A 17380-nucleotide genomic window follows, 5' to 3' on the forward strand; every position below is an offset into this window, starting at 1 on the left:
ACGATGTTGAAAATTGCGAAACGTGAACTCTCGACCGTTCACGGAATGACTCCACGCCCGGCGGAACCGGCATCGGCCGCTAGGCTGACCGCCGTGCTGACCACCCCGGCGCCGGCCACCACCCGTCGTCGCGCCGTCCCGCTGATCTGCTGGCTGGTGGTGGCACCCGGCCTCGCCTGGGCGGCGGTCCGCCTCGTCGGGTTCGACCGGGGCCCGCTCGTGCAGGCGCTCGCCTTCACCCCGTACGTGGCGGGATGGAGCCTGCTGGCCCTGACGCTGACCCTCGTCCTACGCTGCCGCTGGCCGGCGGTGACCGCGGCGGTGGCGGCGCTGGCACTGCTCGGCGTGGTGGCGCCCCGCGCGCTGCCCGACCGGCAGCCGGCGACCCGGGGGCCGCACCTGCGGGTACTCACCGCCAACCTGCTCGCCGGCGACGCCGACGCGGCCACCCTGGTCGGCCTGGTCCGCCGGCACGAGGTGGACGTGCTCACCGTGCAGGAGTTCACCCCGGCGGCGCGGGACGCCCTCGACCGGGCCGGCCTGGCCGACCTGCTCCCCCACCGCCAGCTCAACCCCGAGGTGGGCACCACCGGCTCCGGGCTCTACGCCCGGTTCCCCCTCACCGACGGCGGTTTCCGGCGCAACGCCGGGTTCGCGTTCACCCAGGCGTACGCGACGGTGGCGGTGCCCGGCGCACCGCCGCTGCGGGTGGAGTCGGCCCACCCGGCGGCACCCTGGTCGGTCGGGGTCGTCGGCGAGTGGCGCACCGACCTGGCGGGCCAGCCGCGCGCCACCCCCGACGGTCAGCTCGGCATCCTCGCCGGCGACTTCAACGCCACCCTCGACCACTCCCCGCTGCGTGCCCTCCTGGCCAGCGGTTACGTCGACGCCGCCGACGCCGCCGGGGCCGGGCTGGTGGGCACGTGGGGCCCGTACGACGGCGACCCGATCCCGCCGGTCACCATCGACCACGTCCTGGTCGACCGCCGGATCGCCGTCCGTGCGGTCACCGTCCACCGGGTGCCCGCCACCGACCACCGCGCCGTGCTGGCCACCCTGCGCCTACCCGCCCCCTGACTCCGGGGGGTCGGCTCACACCGCCGCGCGGTCGAGGCCGTAGGTGAGGGCGTCGACCAGCGCGTGCCAGGACGCCTCGACCACGTTGGGGTGCACACCCACGGTGGTCCAGTCCCGGCCGGTGCCGTCGGCGGTCTCCACCAGCACCCGGGTCACCGCGCCGGTGCCGTGGGTGCCCTCCAGGATGCGCACCTTGTAGTCGGCCAGCTCGAAGTCGCGCAGCTCCGGGTAGTGCCGGGACAGGCCGACCCGCAGCGCCTCGTCCAGGGCGTTGACCGGGCCGTTGCCCTCGGCGGTGGCGATCACCCGCTCACCGCGTACCCGGATCTTCACGGTCGCCTCGGAGATCACCTCGCCGTCCTCCCGGTGCTCCACCAGCACCCGGTACGACTCCAGCGCGAACGGCCGCACCGGGGCGGCGTCCGGCAGCTCGGAGCGGACCAGCAGCTCGAACGAGGCGTCGGCGGCCTCGAACGACCAGCCGCCCGCCTCCAGCTCCTTGACCCGGGCGGTCACCTTCGACACGGCGTCCGGATGGCCGGCCAGGTCCAGACCCAGCTCGCGGCTCTTCAGCTCGATGCTGGCCCGGCCGGCCATCTCGGTCACCAGGATCCGCATGTCGTTGCCCACCACCGACGGGTCCACGTGGTTGTAGAGCAACGGGTCGACCTTGATCGCGCTCGCGTGCAGCCCCGCCTTGTGGGCGAAGGCGGCGGCCCCGGCGTACGCCTGGTGGGTGTCGGGGGCGATGTTGGCGATCTCGGCGATGGCGTGCGAGACCCGCACCATCTGTTCCAGGCAGCCGTCCGGTAGGACGGGCAGCCCGAGCTTGAGCTGGAGGTTCGCCACGACGGCGAAGAGGTCGGCGTTGCCGGGGCGCTCGCCGTACCCGTTGGCGGTGCCCTGGACGTGCCGCACCCCGGCCTCGACGGCCGCGATGGTGTTGGCCACCGCGCAGGCGGTGTCGTTCTGGGCGTGCATGCCGAACAGTTCCGGGGCGATCCCGGTCCGGGCGGTCAGGTCGGCGATCGCGGCGGTCACCCGCGACGGCAGCATCCCCCCGTTGGTGTCGCAGAGCACGAACCGTTCGGCCCCCGCGGCGAGCGCGGTCTCGACCACCGAGGCGGTGTACGCCGGGTCGTGCCGGAACCCGTCGAAGAAGTGCTCGCCGTCGACGAAGACCCGTCGCCCCTGTGCGACCAGGTGGGCGACCGTGTCCCGGACCATCGCCAGGTTCTCCGCCCCGGTGGTGCGCAGCGCGCGTTCGACGTGCCGGATGTCGGCCTTGGCGACCAGTGCGACGGCCGGGGTCTGCGCGTCGAGCAGCGCGCGCACCTGCGGGTCGTCGGCGACGGCGACCCCCGCCTTGCGGGTGGCCCCGAACGCGACCAGCAGGGCGTGCCGCAGCTTCAGCTCGGTGCGCGCCCGGCGGAAGAACTCGGTGTCCTTCGGTACGGCACCCGGCCATCCGCCCTCGATGAAACCGACACCGAACTCGTCGAGCAGGCGGGCCACCGCGAGCTTGTCGATCACCGAGTAGCTGAGCCCCTCGCGCTGGGCGCCGTCGCGCAGCGTGGTGTCGTAGACCTGGAACGTCATCGAGAGTCCCTTCATCGGATCTGGGGGGAGCAACAAAAAGACCCCCCGCGGATGCGGGAGGTCTGCGCGCTCGGCAGAGGGGAGGCCGGCGCGCTAGCTGCCAATAATGCGGGCGGAGCTGGTCACGGTCGCCACTCTGCCACTCCCTCCGGGTTCTGGGAGACAGAATCCACATCCCGGGACGGGGTGTGTGCGAGGTCTCCCCGGGGGTAGCCCGGTTGACGGACACGACTATTCGAGGCAGGGGTTCCGATGGACAGGCTCGACCCGCACAGCGCGCACGGTGCCACCGACCCGATGGTCGACGACGGTCAGGGCGCGATCGCCGGCGGCGCTCCCGGCGGGGCGTTCGACCCGTGGACCTACCGGGACGAGGCCGGGGTGGCCGACGCCGACCTGGTCGGCTACAAGGTCGAGGCGACCGACGGCGGCATCGGCAGGATCGACGAGGCGAGCCACGAGGTCGGCGGCAGCTACCTGGTCGTCGACACCGGGCCGTGGATCTTCGGCAGGAAGGTGATGCTCCCGGCCGGCACCGTCAACCAGGTCGACCACGACGACCGGAAGGTCCACGTCGACCGCACCAGGGACCAGATCAGGGCCGCTCCCGGGTACGACGAGAACAGCCACAGCGACGCGGCCTTCCGCGACAAGCTGGGCGGCTACTACGACGACACCTACGGCAACCTGCCCCCCGGCACCGCCCGGTAACCGGCCGGCAGGCACGCCGGTCGATCGACGGTGGCGGCCGGCGGGGCGGCGTGCACGCCCCGCCGGCCGTTACCGTGTGCGGGTGGATCCCACCGAGAACAGCCGCCGTATCCCGTTCTCCGCGATGTTCAACTTCCGCGACGTCGGCGGCTACCCCGGCCATGACGCCCGCACCGTCCGCTGGGGCCGGCTCTACCGGTCGGACTCCCCGCACCGCATCGACGGCACCGACCGGGAGGCCTTCGCCGCACTCGGCATCCGTACGGTGATCGACCTGCGTCGCCCGACCGAGGTGGACCGGGACGGCCGGGTGCCCGACCTCGACGGCATGGCCTACCGGCACATCCACCCCGAGCACGCCGACTGGGCGCTGAGCCGCCACGAGCCGGACTCCAGCCTGGCCCGCTACCTCGCCGACCGGTACGCCGACCTCGCCGAGACCGGCACCGCCGGGCTGGCCGAGGCGGTCGGGCTGATCGCCGACAGCGCCAACGCGCCCGTCCTGGTGCACTGCGTCGCCGGCAAGGACCGCACCGGCATCGTCTGCGCGCTGACCCTGTCCGTGCTCGGCGTCGACGACGACCGCATCGCCGAGGACTACGCGCTGAGCAGCGAGGCGTCCCAGCGGTTCAGTGCCTGGCTGGCGGCGTCCATGCCGGAGGCCGAGGCGCCGCCCGCACCCTTCCTGGGCTCCCCCGCCGAGGCGATGTCGCTCTTCCTCGCCGAGTTGCGCCAGCGGCACGGTTCGATCGAGGACTACCTGCGGCACGCCGGCGTCACCGACGACCAGCTCGCCGCCCTGCGCGACCACCTGCTGGAGCCGTCCGCGTCACGGTGACCGCAGCTGCGGCGCCCTGACACCGGGCAGCGTCGTCAGGTGGCGAGAACCGGCACCGCAGGGCGGCGACCTGGGGCGGCGACCTGGGGCGGCGACCTGGGGCGCACCGCCGGTACCGGGACCGCACCGACGACGGGCGGTCGAGCACCTCAGGGCGGATCGACAGGTCGAGGGCGCAGACCCTCCGGATGCTCGGGCGCATCCTTTAGAGCTGATGGCGCAAACGAGTCACCCCGGCGACGGCGCCACCCGCAGCACGCCGAAGCGAACCGGGTGAGCCAAGACGGCCGAAGCGAACCGTGCGGCGGAGCCCGCCGGGCGACGGCGTCCCCCTACCGGCCGTCACGCCGACCCAGCCCTTGTTGCAGGCCGAGCGGACACCTCGGCTGATTCGTTCACGTCATCAGCTCGAAAGGACGCACGGACATGACTACCTGCCCGGCCGAGGCATGCTTCCCCGCGCTGCCCGGAGAAGCGTCGGCTCCGGCTCCGGGCGCGGGCAGCCGACCGTCGGGCCCGCCGGCCCGGGACCGCGACGGCCGCCCACACCCGGCAGCCCGGCCCCACTCCGGCACCGCGAGCCCACCCGCGGACCCCCGGGAGCGACGGAAAGCCGACGGGAAGCCGGCGGTAAACGGGCGGGAGGGCGGCGGGGGTGGTCAGCGGATGTGCGTGACCCAGCCGTGCGGGTCGGGTGCCTCGCCCCGCTGGACCGCCACCAACTGCTCCCGCAGCGCCGCGCTGGCCCGGCCCGGCTCACCGCCGCCGATCACGAACTCGCCGCCGGGGTGCCGTACCCGGGCGATCGGGGTGATCACCGCGGCGGTGCCGCAGGCGAAGACCTCACGCAGCCGGCCGCTCTCGGCGTCGGCCTGCCACTCGTCGAAGCTCACCGGACGCTCGACGACCCGGTGCCCGGACGCGGCGGCCAGGGCGAGCAGCGCGTCCCGGGTGATGCCGGGCAGGATGGTGCCGGTCAGCGGCGGGGTGACCAGGGTGTCGTCGTCGTAGACGAAGAACACGTTCATGCCGCCCAGCTCCTCGACGTAGCGGCGCTCGACCGCGTCGAGGAAGACCACCTGGTCGCAGCCGGCCTCGATCGCCTCGGCCTGGGCCGACAGCGACGCCGCGTAGTTGCCGCCGCACTTGGCGGCCCCGGTGCCGCCGGGGGCGGCCCGGGTGTAGTCCGGGGAGACCCAGACGGTGACCGGCTTCACCCCGCCGGCGAAGTAGGAACCGGCCGGTGAGGCGATGACGCAGTAGAGGTACTCGCGGGACGGGCGGACGCCGAGGAAAACCTCGCTGGCGAACATGAACGGCCGCAGGTAGAGGCTGGCGTCGGCGGCGTCGGGGATCCAGTCCCGGTCGATCTCGACCAGCCTGCGCAGCGACTCGACGAACAGTTCCGCCGGAAGTTCCGGCATGGCCAGCCGCCGGGCGGAGGCGATGAACCGGGCCGCGTTGGCCTCCGGCCGGAACATGGTCACCGAGCCGTCGGCCCTGCGGTACGCCTTCAGCCCTTCGAAGATCTCCTGCGCGTAGTGCAGGACGGCGCTCGCCGGGTCCATCGGGATCGGCGCGCGGGCCTCGACCCGGGGGTCGTACCAGCCCTTGCCGTCGGCGTACCGGATGGTCACCATGTGGTCGGTGAAGACCCGGCCGAAGCCGGGGTCGACCAGCAGGGCGGCCCGCTCGGCGGCGGATACCGGCGCGGGATTCGGACGGATCTCGAAATCGAGCATGTCACCACCGCTCATCGCGCTGACCTCCCTGCGGTTTTGACGGCGCGCGGGAACCACGCACCGCGCTGACGTCCCAGAAACCTACCCCGAACGGTCGTTCAGTGGATAGCTCCACTTCCCGAGGGGTCAGGCCACCGCCTGCGCGGCGAGCCGGTCCCCCACCTCGTCGGTGCGCAACGCCACACCCGGCGTCCGGCCGGCCAGCTCGGTGGCGACCGCGCCGGTCACCCGGGCGGCGGCGTCGGCGTGGCCGAGCTGGTCGAGCAGGAGCGCGGCGGACAGCACCGCCGCCACCGGGTCGGCGACCCCCTTGCCGGCGATGTCCGGCGCCGAGCCGTGCACCGGCTCGAACATCGACGGGTACGCCCCGGTGGGGTTGATGCAGCCGCTGGCGGCCAGCCCGATCCCCCCGGTGACCGCGGCGGCGATGTCGGTGAGGATGTCGCCGAAGAGGTTGTCGGTGACCACCACGTCGTACCGCTGGGGCTGGGTGACCAGGAACATGGCGGCGGCGTCGACGTGCTGGTACTCGGTGGCGACGTCGGGGTGCTCGGCGGCGACGGCCGCGAAGGCCCGCGCCCACAGCGAGCCGGCGTGGGTCAGCACGTTGGTCTTGTGCACGAGGGTGACCTTGCGCCGCTCACGGCGGCCGGCGCGGGCGAAGGCGTCCCGGATGACCCGTTCCACCCCGTGCCGGGTGTTCAGGCTCTCCTCGGTGGCCACCTCGGCCGGGGTGTCCCGGTGCAGGCTGCCGCCGGCCCCGGCGTAGAGACCCTCGGTGCCCTCCCGGACGACGACCAGGTCGACCTCGCCCGGCTTGACGTTGGCCAGCGGGCCGGGCACCCCCGGCCAGAGCCGGGACGGGCGCAGGTTGACGTACTGGTCGAAGGCGAAGCGCAGCTTCAGCAGCAGGCCGCGCTCCAGCACGCCGGGCGGCACGGTGGGGTCGCCCACCGCGCCGAGCAGGATGGCGTCGTGGCCGGCCAACTCGGCCAGCACCGAGTCGGGCAGCACCTCGCCGGTGCGGTGGTACCGCGCCGCGCCGAGGTCGTACCGGGTGGCCTCGACGCCGGGAAGCACGGCGTCGAGGACCTTGAGGGCCTGCGCGACCACCTCGGGTCCGATCCCGTCCCCGGCCACCACCGCGATCCGTGCCACCTGCTGCTCCTCACTTCGTCCGCTGTGCGCAACGGTACGTCCCCGTCCCGCCTCCCGGTACGCGCCTTCCACCATCTGGGAGGACGAAATGCTCAGCAGGCTCCCAGGCAGCGTTCATGGTGCGCTCATCTCCACTGCCTAGGGTCGGTGCAGGACGGGTCGTGGGGGCCCGGGACGGACCGGCCGCGACGCCGCGGCACCGTCGGTGAAGGAGCAGCGTGATGCGGACCGAGCAGCAGCGGGGGCCAGGCCGACTGGACGAGCAACCGCGCACCCGCTGGGTGGATCAGACGGCGTTCTCCCGCCGCCGTCCCGACCTGCGCCTGGGCACCCGCAGCCACCGCCTGGACCGCGCCGGCGACCCGTCCGGCGGGCGGATCGCCGTGCAGCACTCCGTCCGGACCGGCACCGCCGGATATTCGCTCCTGCTCAACGCCCCCGAGGAGATGGGCCGCCGGGCGGTCGGCGACGCGCTGCGCGACGCCGTCGCCGAACTGCGGGCGATCGACCTCACCTACGGGCCGAACCGACCGCAGAGCCTGGTCTCCCGGCTACGGCGCGGCGAGATCAGCCCCGAGTCGTACCCACCGCTGACCGACCTGGTCGACCGCTGCGTGGCCATGCGGGCCGCCACCGACGGCTGGTTCGACGCCTGGTCCGTCCCCGGCGGCTTCGACCCCGGCGGCCTACTCAACGGCTGGGCGGTGGAGCGGGCCGCGGCCCGGTTGCGGGCCGCCGGCATCCACGACTACGCGGTGCTCTCCGGGGCCGACCTCACGGTACGCGGGCACGCCGCGCACGGCGGACCGTGGCGGGTGGCGGTGCACCACCCGACCGACAGCCGGCGGGCCCCGCTGGTGCTGGAGATGACGGCCGGCGCGGTGGGCACCTCCGGGGTCAGCGGCCGGCAGGGGCACGTGGTCGACCCGCACACCGGCGAACCGACCGGACACCTGGTCGCCGCGACCGTCGTCGGCCCGGACCTGGCGGTGGCCGACGCCTACGCGACCGCGTTGTACGCGGCCGGGCCGGTGGGACTGTCGTGGTTCCGCGCCGACTCGGCCTACCAGGCTCTCTTCGCCCACCGACGCCGCTGAGCGGTGTCGCGGTGCGTCGGCCGACCTGTGGAGGGGGTCCACGGGGTGGCGCGGTCGACGGGCCGGCGATCGGCCCCCACGGTCTCGGCAACGACCGTGGGGGCCGGTCAGCGACGAGTGCGCGTGGCTCGCGCATTCGAGGGGTGCGGACCGGCCGGCCGGACGCTCGGCCCCGTCACCCGAAGACGGGTCGACTTTCCGACTTTCCCGATGACCGCCCCGGTACGCTAGCGAATCGACGCAACTCTACGCAAGAGTCTCCACAGCGGACCGTGTTTCTCCGTACACTCTCGACCACCCGCGGCGATCACGGCGGGTCAGTGTCGCCCGGGGGTCCGGGTGATGGCACGCTGTCCGCCGTGAGTTTCGATCTGAGCGTGTGGGCCCTGCACGACGGGGCCACGCCCGAGGACGTCCGGGCGGCGGTGCGGCAGTGCCACGAGGGGCGGCACGGCGAGCGGTATCCGGACCCGCGGGTGGTCGCCTTCTACCGCGCCATCACCGCCTCGTACCCCGACCGGCCCGCCCACCAGGGCACCCCCTGGGAGGTGTCGCCGCTGCACGCGGCGGCCGACCACGTGGCGCTGAACCTCGTACCGACCTGTGACGACCAGGTGCTGCTCGACATCGAGCGGCTGGCCGGCGAGTACGACCTGATGCTCTTCGACCCGCAGGACGGTTCGGTCTACCCGCCGCCGTCGCGTCTCGCCCGCTGAGGCCACCCGCCCGCGACACCTCGGGTGTGGACCACGGAGGGCCCGGCCGTGCGGCCGGGCCCTCCGTGGTGAACCGTGCGGATGCGACTACTCGTCGCGCAGGTCGGCCGCGCTCGCGGCGGTCGCCCCGATCGAGTCGGCGGCCGAGGTGAGCAGGTCCGCCCCGAGCGCCTGGTCGACGGTGAGCGTCATCAGGGTCTCGCCGCCGGCCTCCCGGCGGGCCACCTGCATCGCGGCGATGTTGATGCCGGCCTCGCCGAGCAGCGTGCCGACGGTGCCGACCACGCCCGGCCGGTCGGCGTACCGCAGGAAGAGCAGGATGCCCTCCGCGCCGATCTCGACGTCGAAGCCGTCCACCTCGGTCAGCTTGATGACGTCGCGGGTGCCGGTGTGGGCGACCGTGCCGGAGACGCTGACCGTACGACCGTCGGGCAGCGCGCCCCGCACGGTGACCAGGTTCGGGTGGTCGACCGTCTCGGCCTGGGTGGCGAGGGTCACCTCGACACCCCGCTCGGCGGCCAGGTGCGGCGCGTTGACGTACGTGACCTGGTCCTCGACCACCGAGCTGAACAGCCCCTTGGTGGCGGCGAGCTTGAGCACCGACACGTCGTGGTTGACGATCTCGCCGCGCACCTCGACGGTGACGCTGGCGGCCACCCCGCCGGCCACGGCGGTGAACGCCCGGCCCAGCTTCTCGGCCAGCGGCAGCAGCGGCCGGACGTCCTCGGCGACGACGCCGCCGGCCTGCACGTTCACCGCGTCCGGCACGAACTCGCCCTGCAACGCCAGCTTGACGCTCTTGGCCACGGCCAGGCCGGCCTTGTCCTGCGCCTCGTGGGTGGACGCGCCCAGGTGCGGGGTGGCCACCACGTTGTCGAAGGCGAACAGCGGCGAGGAGGTGCAGGGCTCCTTGGCGTACACGTCGACGCCGGCGCCGGCGACCCGGCCCTCGGCGATCGCGTCCGCGAGGGCCTGCTCGTCGACCAGGCCACCCCGGGCGGCGTTGACGATCCGGACGCCCGGCTTGACGATCGACAGCTCCTTCTCGCCGATCAGGCCGACCGTCTCCGGGGTCTTCGGCAGGTGGATCGAGATGAAGTCGGCCTCCCGCAGCAGCTCCTCCAGCCCCACCAGGCGGACGCCGAGCTGGGCGGCGCGGGCCGGCTGGATGTAGGGGTCGTACGCGATCAGCCGGGTGCCGAAGGCGGCGATACGCTGGGCGAACAGCACCCCGATGCGGCCGAGGCCGACCACGCCGACCGTCTTGCCCTGCAACTCGACGCCGGTGTACTTGGACCGCTTCCACTCGCCGGCCTTGAGCGCGGCGCTGGCGCTTGCGGTGTTGCGCGCGACGGCGAGCAGCAGCGCGACGGCCTGCTCGGCGGCGGAGACGATGTTGGAGGTGGGGGCGTTGACGACCATGACGCCCCGCGCGGTGGCGGCCGGGACCTCGACGTTGTCCAGCCCGACGCCGGCCCGGGCGACCACCTTCAGGCGCGGCGCGGCGGAGATCGCCTCGGCGTCGATCTGCGTGGCACTGCGCACGATGACCGCGTCGGCCTCCGCCAGCGCGGAGAGCAGGGCCGGACGGTCGGTGCCGTCGACGTGGCGTACGTCGAAGTCGTGCGCGAGCACCTCGATGGCGGCGGGGGCGAGTTCTTCGGCGATCAGTACGACAGGATTCATCGGTCCTCGTAGACGTCGTATTAGGTTGGCCGGGGCGACCGGGCGCCGCGATGCGCCCTACGCCGATCCGTGCCATGGCCGTCAGGTGCCGGTCACGCACCTCACCAAGGATGGTAGGGGGCGCTCCGGCCGGCATGTCCCGGTCTGTGGGGTGAGGGCCCTCACACAGGGTTGTCGCACGCCTGTCATCCCCCGTTCATCCGGTCCGGGAGCACGGCGCGAGGGCCGATCGCGGTCGATGAGGCGACGATCACCCCGTCCCGCCTGGTGAACCGGCCACCGCGCACGGCGACGGCGACCGGCGGGACGGGTGACGCCCCGGCGGGGTCCGGCGGTGGCCCGGCCCTGGCCGCCGGGGAACGTGCCCACGCAGAAAGCGGTATGACTGGCGGGCATAAATATGCCTACCAGTCATACCGCTTCACGTAACCACGTCGACCGGTCCGCGACCCGCCCGAGGGGCGCCGGCGACCCGGTCAGGACCGACAGGTCAGGCGGTCTCGGTGAGCGGGCGGTCCACCCAGCTCATCATCGAGCGCAGCTTCTGCCCGGTCTCCTCGATCGGGTGCGCCGCGCCCTCGGCCCGCCACTTGGCGAAGTTCGGCCGGCCGGCCTCGTCCTCGGCCACCCACTCGCGGGCGAACTCGCCGGACTGGATCTCACCGAGGATCTTGCGCATCTCCTCCTTGACCCGCGAGTCGACCACGCGCGGGCCCCGGGACAGGTCGCCGTACTCGGCGGTGTCGGAGATGCTGTAGCGCATCCGGGCGATGCCACCCTCGTACATCAGGTCGACGATGAGCTTCAGCTCGTGCAGGCACTCGAAGTAGGCCACCTCGGGGGCGTAGCCGGCCTCGGTGAGCACCTCGAACCCGGTCTGCACCAGGGCCGCCGCGCCACCGCAGAGCACCGCCTGCTCGCCGAAGAGGTCGGTCTCGGTCTCCTCGGTGAACGTGGTCTTGATGGCGCCGGCCCGGGTGCCGCCGATGCCCTTGGCGTACGCCAGGGCGAGCGAAAAGGCGTTGCCGCTGGCGTCCTGCTCCACGGCGACCAGGCAGGGCACGCCCTTGCCGTCGACGTACTGGCGGCGGACCAGGTGGCCGGGGCCCTTCGGGGCGACCATCGCCACGTCCACGTCGGCCGGCGGGGTGATCAGGCCGTAGCGGATGTTGAAGCCGTGCCCGAAGAAGAGCGCCTTGCCGGGGGCGAGGTTGGGGGCGATCGACTCGGCGTAGATGGTCCGCTGGGCGGTGTCCGGCGCCAGGATCATGATCACGTCGGCCTCGGCCGCCGCCTCGGCCGGGGTGAGCACCCGCAGGCCCTGCTCCTCGGCCTTCGGCCGGCTCTTGGAGCCCGCCGGCAGGCCGATCACCACGTCGACACCGGAGTCGCGCAGCGACAGCGCGTGGGCGTGGCCCTGGCTGCCGTACCCGATCACGGCGACCTTACGGCCCTGGATCAGGCCCAGGTCGGCGTCGTCGTCGTAGTACACCTCAACGCTCATTGACTTCCCTTTCGTACGGCGGTCTCGTCGACCGTCGTGGACTGTGTGCGGTGGCGGGTGGGCGCGCGGTCAGGCGGCGCGCAGCGCCGGGCCGGCGGTGATCGACCGCGAGCCGCGCCCGATCGCCACCGTGCCGGACTGGACCATCTCCTTGATCCCGAACGGCTCCAGGTCGCGCAGCAGCGCGTCGAGCTTGTCGGGGGTGCCGGTGGCCTCGACGGTGAGGGTGTCCGGCGCGACGTCGACCACCCGGGCCCGGAACAGGGCGACCGTCTCCAGCACCTGCGCGCGGGCGGTGCGGTCGGCGCGGACCTTGACCAGCAGCAGCTCCCGCGCCACCGAGACCTGCGGGTCCAACTCGACGATCTTCAGCACGTTGACCAACTTGTTGAGCTGCTTGGTGACCTGCTCCAGCGGCGACGAGTCGGCGTTGACCACGATGGTGATCCGGGAGACGTCGGGGTTCTCGGTCTCGCCGACGGCCAGGCTGTCGATGTTGAAGCCGCGCCGGGAGAACAGGCCGGAGACCCGGGCCAGGACACCCGGCTTGTTCTCCACCAGCACGGACAGGGTGTGCAGGGTCATGCCACCGTCTCGCTTCGCTCGGTCGGGCCGTGCCCGCGCACGGTCCCGGGGAATCGGTCACTCATCTCAGATGTCGTCCTCGTCGAACGCCGGGCGGACGCCCCGGGCGAACATGATCTCGTCGTTGCTGGTGCCGGCGGCCACCATCGGCCAGACCATCGCGTCCTTGCCGACCGTGAAGTCGATCACGACCGGTGCGTCGGTGATCGCCATCGCCGCCTCGATCGTCTTGTCGACGTCGGCGGCGTTCTCGCAGCGTAGGCCGACACAGCCGAGCGCCTCGGCCAGCTTGACGAAGTCCGGGATGCGGTGCTTGTGGGTGCCCAGCTCGGTGTTGGAGTAGCGCCCCTCGTAGAACAGGGTCTGCCACTGCCGCACCATGCCCAGGTTGCCGTTGTTGATCACCGCGATCTTGACCGGGATGCCCTCCAGCGCGCAGGTGGCCAGCTCCTGGTTGGTCATCTGGAAGCAGCCGTCGCCGTCGACCGCCCACACCACCGTGTCCGGCCGGCCGGCCTTCGCGCCCATCGCCGCCGGGACGGCGTACCCCATGGTGCCGAGGCCACCGGAGTTGAGCCAGGTGCCCGGCTTCTCGTACGAGATGAACTGGCTGGCCCACATCTGGTGCTGGCCGACCCCGGCCACGTAGATCGCGTCCGGGCCGACGATCTCGCCCAGCCGCTTGATCACGTACTGCGGGGAGAGGGTGCCGTCGGCCGGCTCGTCGTAGCCCAGCGGGTACCGCTCGCGCAGGTCGTCGAGCTGGTGCCACCAGTCGTGCAGGTCGGTCCGGCGGCCGGCCTTCTGCTCGGTGGTCACCGCCGCGATCAGCTCGTCGATGACGTGCCTGGCGTCCCCGACGATCGGGACGTCGGCGTGCCGGTTCTTGCCGATCTCGGCCGGGTCGATGTCGGCGTGCACCACCGTGGCGTCCGGGGCGAACGAGTCGAGTTTGCCGGTCACCCGGTCGTCGAACCGGGCCCCCAGCGCCACGATCAGGTCGGCCTTCTGCAGGCCGTAGACGGCGGCGACGGTGCCGTGCATGCCGGGCATGCCCAGGTGCTGACGGTGCGAGTCGGGGAACGCGCCCAGCGCCATCAGCGTGGTCACCACCGGGATGCCGGTCAGCTCGGCGAGCCGGCGCAGCGACTCGGTCGCACCGGCCTTGAGCACCCCGCCACCGACGTAGAGCACCGGCCGGCGGGCGCCGCTCATCAGCCGCGCCGCCTCCCGGATCTGCTTGCCGTGCGGGTGCAGGGTCGGCCGGTAGCCGGGCAGGTCCAGGGTGGGCGGCCAGGAGAAGGTGGTCGCCGCCTGGAGGACGTCCTTGGGGATGTCCACCAGCACCGGCCCGGGACGCCCGGTCGCCGCCAGGTGGAACGCCTCGGCGAGGACCTGCGGGATCTCCTCGGCGTTCTGCACCAGGAAGTTGTGCTTGGTGATCGGCAGGGTGATGCCCTGGATGTCCGCCTCCTGGAAGGCGTCCGTGCCGATCATCGGCCGGGCCACCTGACCGGTGATCGCGACGATCGGCACCGAGTCCATGTACGCGTCGGCGATCGGGGTGACCAGGTTCGTCGCACCCGGCCCGGAGGTGGCGATGCAGACGCCGACCCGGCCGGTTGCCTGCGCGTACCCGGTGGCGGCGTGGCCCGCGCCCTGCTCGTGCCGGACCAGGATGTGCCGCACCGAGGAGTCGTAGAGCGGGTCGTAGGCGGGCAGGATCGCCCCGCCGGGGATGCCGAAGACGACGTCGACGCCGAGCGCCTCCAACGACCGCACCAGCGAACCGGCACCGGAGACCGGGACCGGCCCGGACGGCTTTACGGCCGGGGTGGCCGGCGCGGCGGCGCGCGGCGGGGTGGTGTGGTCGGCGTCGCCGGCCGGCTCGGTGACCGTACGGGCCCGCCGGGCGGAGTGGGCGAGGGTCTCTGGCGTGGGTCTCGTCATGGCGGTTCAGGCCTTCGGCTGGAGTTGGGTGGAGCTGCTACGACAGGTGCGACGGGGGCGGTGACCCGCCCCGGTGGTTCCGACGGCAATAAAAACGGCCCTCGTGCAGATATGCACGGGGCCAGCGCACTCTCGACAGCGGGAGAGTGCGCTCAGGTAAGTACTCGCAGCGACCGGTTCGACGACATGGGCCAAGCCTGACGCATCTCACGCGATGAGTCAACTGATCCCACATGTTGGTTCACGAACGGGGGACGCCCTCCCCGTTGGGACTCTCGTCAACCGGCCCGGCCTGCGCAGACTCCTCGTACGCCGGGCGCGGGGTGGGCGTCGCCGGGGATGCCGGTGGGTGGGATCGCAGCCGGGGCAGCAGCGGCGACGGGGCGGGTCGCAGCGGTGGGGGCGGCGGGGCCGGCGGAGCCGACGCGGGGCGGGCGCCCGGCGAGGTGGCCGCTTCCAGCATCGCCTCCAGGTGCTCGGCCGGCACCCCCCAGCCGAAGAGCGCGCCCTGGCCGAACCGGCAGCCGGCGGCGACCACCGCGGCCAGCTCGGCCGGGTTGGTGACCCCCTCGGCGATCACCTCCAGGCCGAGCTGGTGGCCCAGCCGCATGACGATGTCGACCATCGGGGCGAACGCCGGCCCGTCCCGGCCCACCGGGCGGACCGGCTCGTGCTCGGCGACCAGACTGTGGTCGATCTTGAGGATGTCGATCGGCAGCCGGCGCAACTGCCCCAGCGACGAGTACCCCGCGCCGAAGTCGTCGAGCGCGATCCGTACCCCGGTCCGCCGCAGCGCGGTCAGCCGGCGGATCAGCTCGTCCAGGTCGGTGGCGACGGCGTGCTCGGTGACCTCCAGCACCAGCCGCTGCGGCGGCACGTGGTGGGCGCGCAGCGCCTCGGCCACCTGCACCACGTACTCCGGGGCGTGCAGCTCGCGCGGGGAGACGTTCACCGACACCCACACGTCGTGGCCGTCGGCGAGCCAGCGGGACAGCTGCCAGCACGCCTGGTGCAGCACCCAGGCCCCCAGCTTGGCGATCATCCCGCACTCCTCGGCCAGCGGGATGAACTCGTCCGGCCGGACGTTGCCCAGCTCCGGGTGGTGCCAGCGCAGCAGCGCCTCGGCGCCCACCGGCCGCACCGAGGGCAGCGACGCCACCGGCTGAAAGGCCAGCCGCAACTCGTCGCGCTCGATCGCGCCGCGCATCTCGTGCTCCAGCCGGGTGCGGCGGGTCAGCAGTTGGTCGTAGCTGCCGTCGTAGCGCTCGATCCGGTTCTTGCCGCGCTGCTTGGCGTAGCGCAGGGCCAGGTCGGCGTGGCGCAGCAGGCCGACCACGTCCGGGTCGTCGCCGTCCTGGCCGGCCACCCCGATGCTGACCGAGAGGAAGACCGCCCCGCCCTCCTGCTCGTACGGCCGGCCGAGCACCCCCAGCAGCCGCTCGGCCACCACGTCCGCGTCGGTCGGCCGGCCCCGCATCAGCACCGCGAACTCGTCGCCACCGAGCCGGGCGGCCAGGTCACCCGGGCGCAGGTTGCTCCGCAGCCGCCGCCCCACCTCGGCGAGCACCATGTCACCGACGTCGTGGCCGCGCATGTCGTTGACGTTCTTGAAGCCGTCCAGGTCGAGGCCGAGCAGCACGCAGCCGCCCCCCTCGGTGGCGCAGCGCTGCATCTCCCGCAGCAGGCCACGCCGGTTGGCGAGAGTGGTCAGCGGGTCGGTGTGGGCCAGTTCCCGGAAGTGCGCCTCCCGGTCGGCCAGCCGGTGGGCGTAGCTGCGGACGTCGTTGAGGGTGAGGTACTGCCGGGTGACCAGCGCGAAGCCCTCCAGGCTGCCGGCGATGATGCCCAGCGCGTCGAACCGGCCGCCCTGCACCAGGTGGTACATCGCCGAACCGGCCATCGCCACCATCGGGATGAAGGCGTACTCGCCGTCGCGGCGGATCAGGTCGATGTCGACCTGGCCGGGGGCGTCCACCCGGTGCACGGCGAGCGCCCCGGCGAGCATGCCCACGGCGAGCAGCGCGGCACCGGTCAGCGCCATCGCCGAGCCGCCCTGGCAGACCCCGGCGGCCAGGCCGAGACCACCGATGGCGGTCGCGGTGATGCCGACGCCGAGCACGGCCAGTCGGGTCCGTGGGCCGTCGGCGCGGGCCACCACCATCGCGGTGAGGCCGGCGGTGAGCGCCACGGTCACCGACGCGAGCAGGATGGCCGGGCAGGCGCTCGGGGTCGCCGGCCCGAGCAGCCGGGTCGGCTCCGAGAAGAGCACCCAGCCGACGAACCAGATCGCGGCGGCCACGGTCAGCCCGTCGAGCAGCAGCCGCGCGGCGGCGGCCCGGGCCACCATCGCGCCGGGCAGGCGGAGCAGACCCGCGCAGTAGCCCAGCCCGCTCAGCGCGGTGCCGGCCGCGATCAGTGACGCCCAGCCCATTCCCTGCCCGCGCCGGTGCGCCCCGTGCTCGGTCGCGCCGAGCACCGCGACGGTGCCGGCGACCAGGGTGGCCAGGGCGACCGTGGCGGCCACGGCGAACAGCAGGTGCGCCTGGCGGTGCGGCCCGCCGCGCCGCCGGGCCGAGTCGGCCAACAGTGCGGTGGCGGCGACGGCGAGCAGGCCGCTCAACACCGCCACGGCGACCATGCCCGGGGGTAAACGCACGACCTCAACTGTGCCGGATCGCCGCCCGCAACGGGGTACCGGGTGTGCAACTGTTGGGACA

General features: G+C 73.2%; 13 protein-coding genes. 5 read left to right on the top strand and 8 right to left on the bottom strand.

The window, feature by feature from the left end:
* Nucleotides 1–141: 141 nt before the first annotated feature.
* Complete coding sequence (locus tag ACN260_RS22660) at nt 142–1077, top strand: endonuclease/exonuclease/phosphatase family protein (RefSeq protein WP_422756802.1); 936 nt, start codon at nt 142–144, stop codon at nt 1075–1077.
* A 15-nt stretch (nt 1078–1092) separates the two neighbouring features.
* On the opposite strand, the gene cimA is transcribed toward ACN260_RS22660, so the two are convergent.
* Entirely contained in the window at nt 1093–2676 is a 1584-nt protein-coding gene (gene cimA, locus ACN260_RS22665; RefSeq protein WP_422752936.1) for a citramalate synthase, read from the bottom strand.
* Between the two features lie 252 nt (nt 2677–2928).
* Between cimA and ACN260_RS22670 the strand changes: the two genes are divergently transcribed.
* The gene (locus tag ACN260_RS22670) at nt 2929–3387 is read left to right on the top strand and encodes a PRC-barrel domain-containing protein (protein WP_422752937.1); all 459 of its coding nucleotides are present in this window, start codon (nt 2929–2931) and stop codon (nt 3385–3387) included.
* Between the two features lie 82 nt (nt 3388–3469).
* Nucleotides 3470–4225 carry a tyrosine-protein phosphatase gene (locus ACN260_RS22675; RefSeq protein WP_422752938.1) on the top strand — a complete coding sequence of 252 codons (756 nt, stop codon included), beginning with the start codon at nt 3470–3472 and terminating at the stop codon, nt 4223–4225.
* A gap of 659 nt (nt 4226–4884) precedes the next feature.
* Here ACN260_RS22675 and ACN260_RS22680 read toward each other — a convergent pair.
* Nucleotides 4885–5982: a branched-chain amino acid aminotransferase gene (locus ACN260_RS22680; protein WP_422752939.1), complete on the bottom strand. Its 1098-nt coding sequence runs from the start codon at nt 5980–5982 to the stop codon at nt 4885–4887.
* A 111-nt stretch (nt 5983–6093) separates the two neighbouring features.
* Complete coding sequence (locus ACN260_RS22685) at nt 6094–7125, bottom strand: 3-isopropylmalate dehydrogenase (protein ID WP_422752940.1); 1032 nt, start codon at nt 7123–7125, stop codon at nt 6094–6096.
* A gap of 221 nt (nt 7126–7346) precedes the next feature.
* Here ACN260_RS22685 and ACN260_RS22690 point away from each other — a divergent pair, with 221 nt between their 5' ends.
* Both ACN260_RS22690 and ACN260_RS22695 read left to right on the top strand, forming a co-directional pair.
* Nucleotides 7347–8222, top strand: a complete 876-nt coding sequence (locus ACN260_RS22690; RefSeq protein ID WP_422752941.1) for an FAD:protein FMN transferase — start codon at nt 7347–7349, stop codon at nt 8220–8222.
* 359 nt (nt 8223–8581) lie between these two features.
* Nucleotides 8582–8938, top strand: a complete 357-nt coding sequence (locus tag ACN260_RS22695; RefSeq protein WP_204956794.1) for a hypothetical protein — start codon at nt 8582–8584, stop codon at nt 8936–8938.
* A gap of 87 nt (nt 8939–9025) precedes the next feature.
* On the opposite strand, the gene serA is transcribed toward ACN260_RS22695, so the two are convergent.
* The 5 genes from serA to ACN260_RS22720 form a co-directional block, all read right to left on the bottom strand.
* The gene (serA, locus tag ACN260_RS22700) at nt 9026–10624 is read right to left on the bottom strand and encodes a phosphoglycerate dehydrogenase (protein ID WP_422752942.1); all 1599 of its coding nucleotides are present in this window, start codon (nt 10622–10624) and stop codon (nt 9026–9028) included.
* A gap of 490 nt (nt 10625–11114) precedes the next feature.
* On the bottom strand, nt 11115–12128 hold the full coding sequence (gene ilvC / locus ACN260_RS22705) for a ketol-acid reductoisomerase (RefSeq protein ID WP_422752943.1): 1014 nt from the start codon (nt 12126–12128) through the stop codon (nt 11115–11117).
* A gap of 69 nt (nt 12129–12197) precedes the next feature.
* On the bottom strand, nt 12198–12713 hold the full coding sequence (ilvN, locus tag ACN260_RS22710) for an acetolactate synthase small subunit (RefSeq protein WP_067307043.1): 516 nt from the start codon (nt 12711–12713) through the stop codon (nt 12198–12200).
* A 66-nt stretch (nt 12714–12779) separates the two neighbouring features.
* On the bottom strand, nt 12780–14663 hold the full coding sequence (locus ACN260_RS22715) for an acetolactate synthase large subunit (RefSeq protein WP_422752944.1): 1884 nt from the start codon (nt 14661–14663) through the stop codon (nt 12780–12782).
* Between the two features lie 241 nt (nt 14664–14904).
* A complete protein-coding gene (locus ACN260_RS22720) occupies nt 14905–17319 on the bottom strand; it encodes a putative bifunctional diguanylate cyclase/phosphodiesterase (protein WP_422752945.1) in 2415 nt (804 codons plus the stop codon).
* Nucleotides 17320–17380: the final 61 nt, after the last annotated feature.

Origin of the sequence: Micromonospora sp. WMMD708, assembly GCF_049315245.1 — a bacterium.
In the GTDB taxonomy this organism is placed as follows: domain Bacteria; phylum Actinomycetota; class Actinomycetes; order Mycobacteriales; family Micromonosporaceae; genus Micromonospora; species Micromonospora wenchangensis.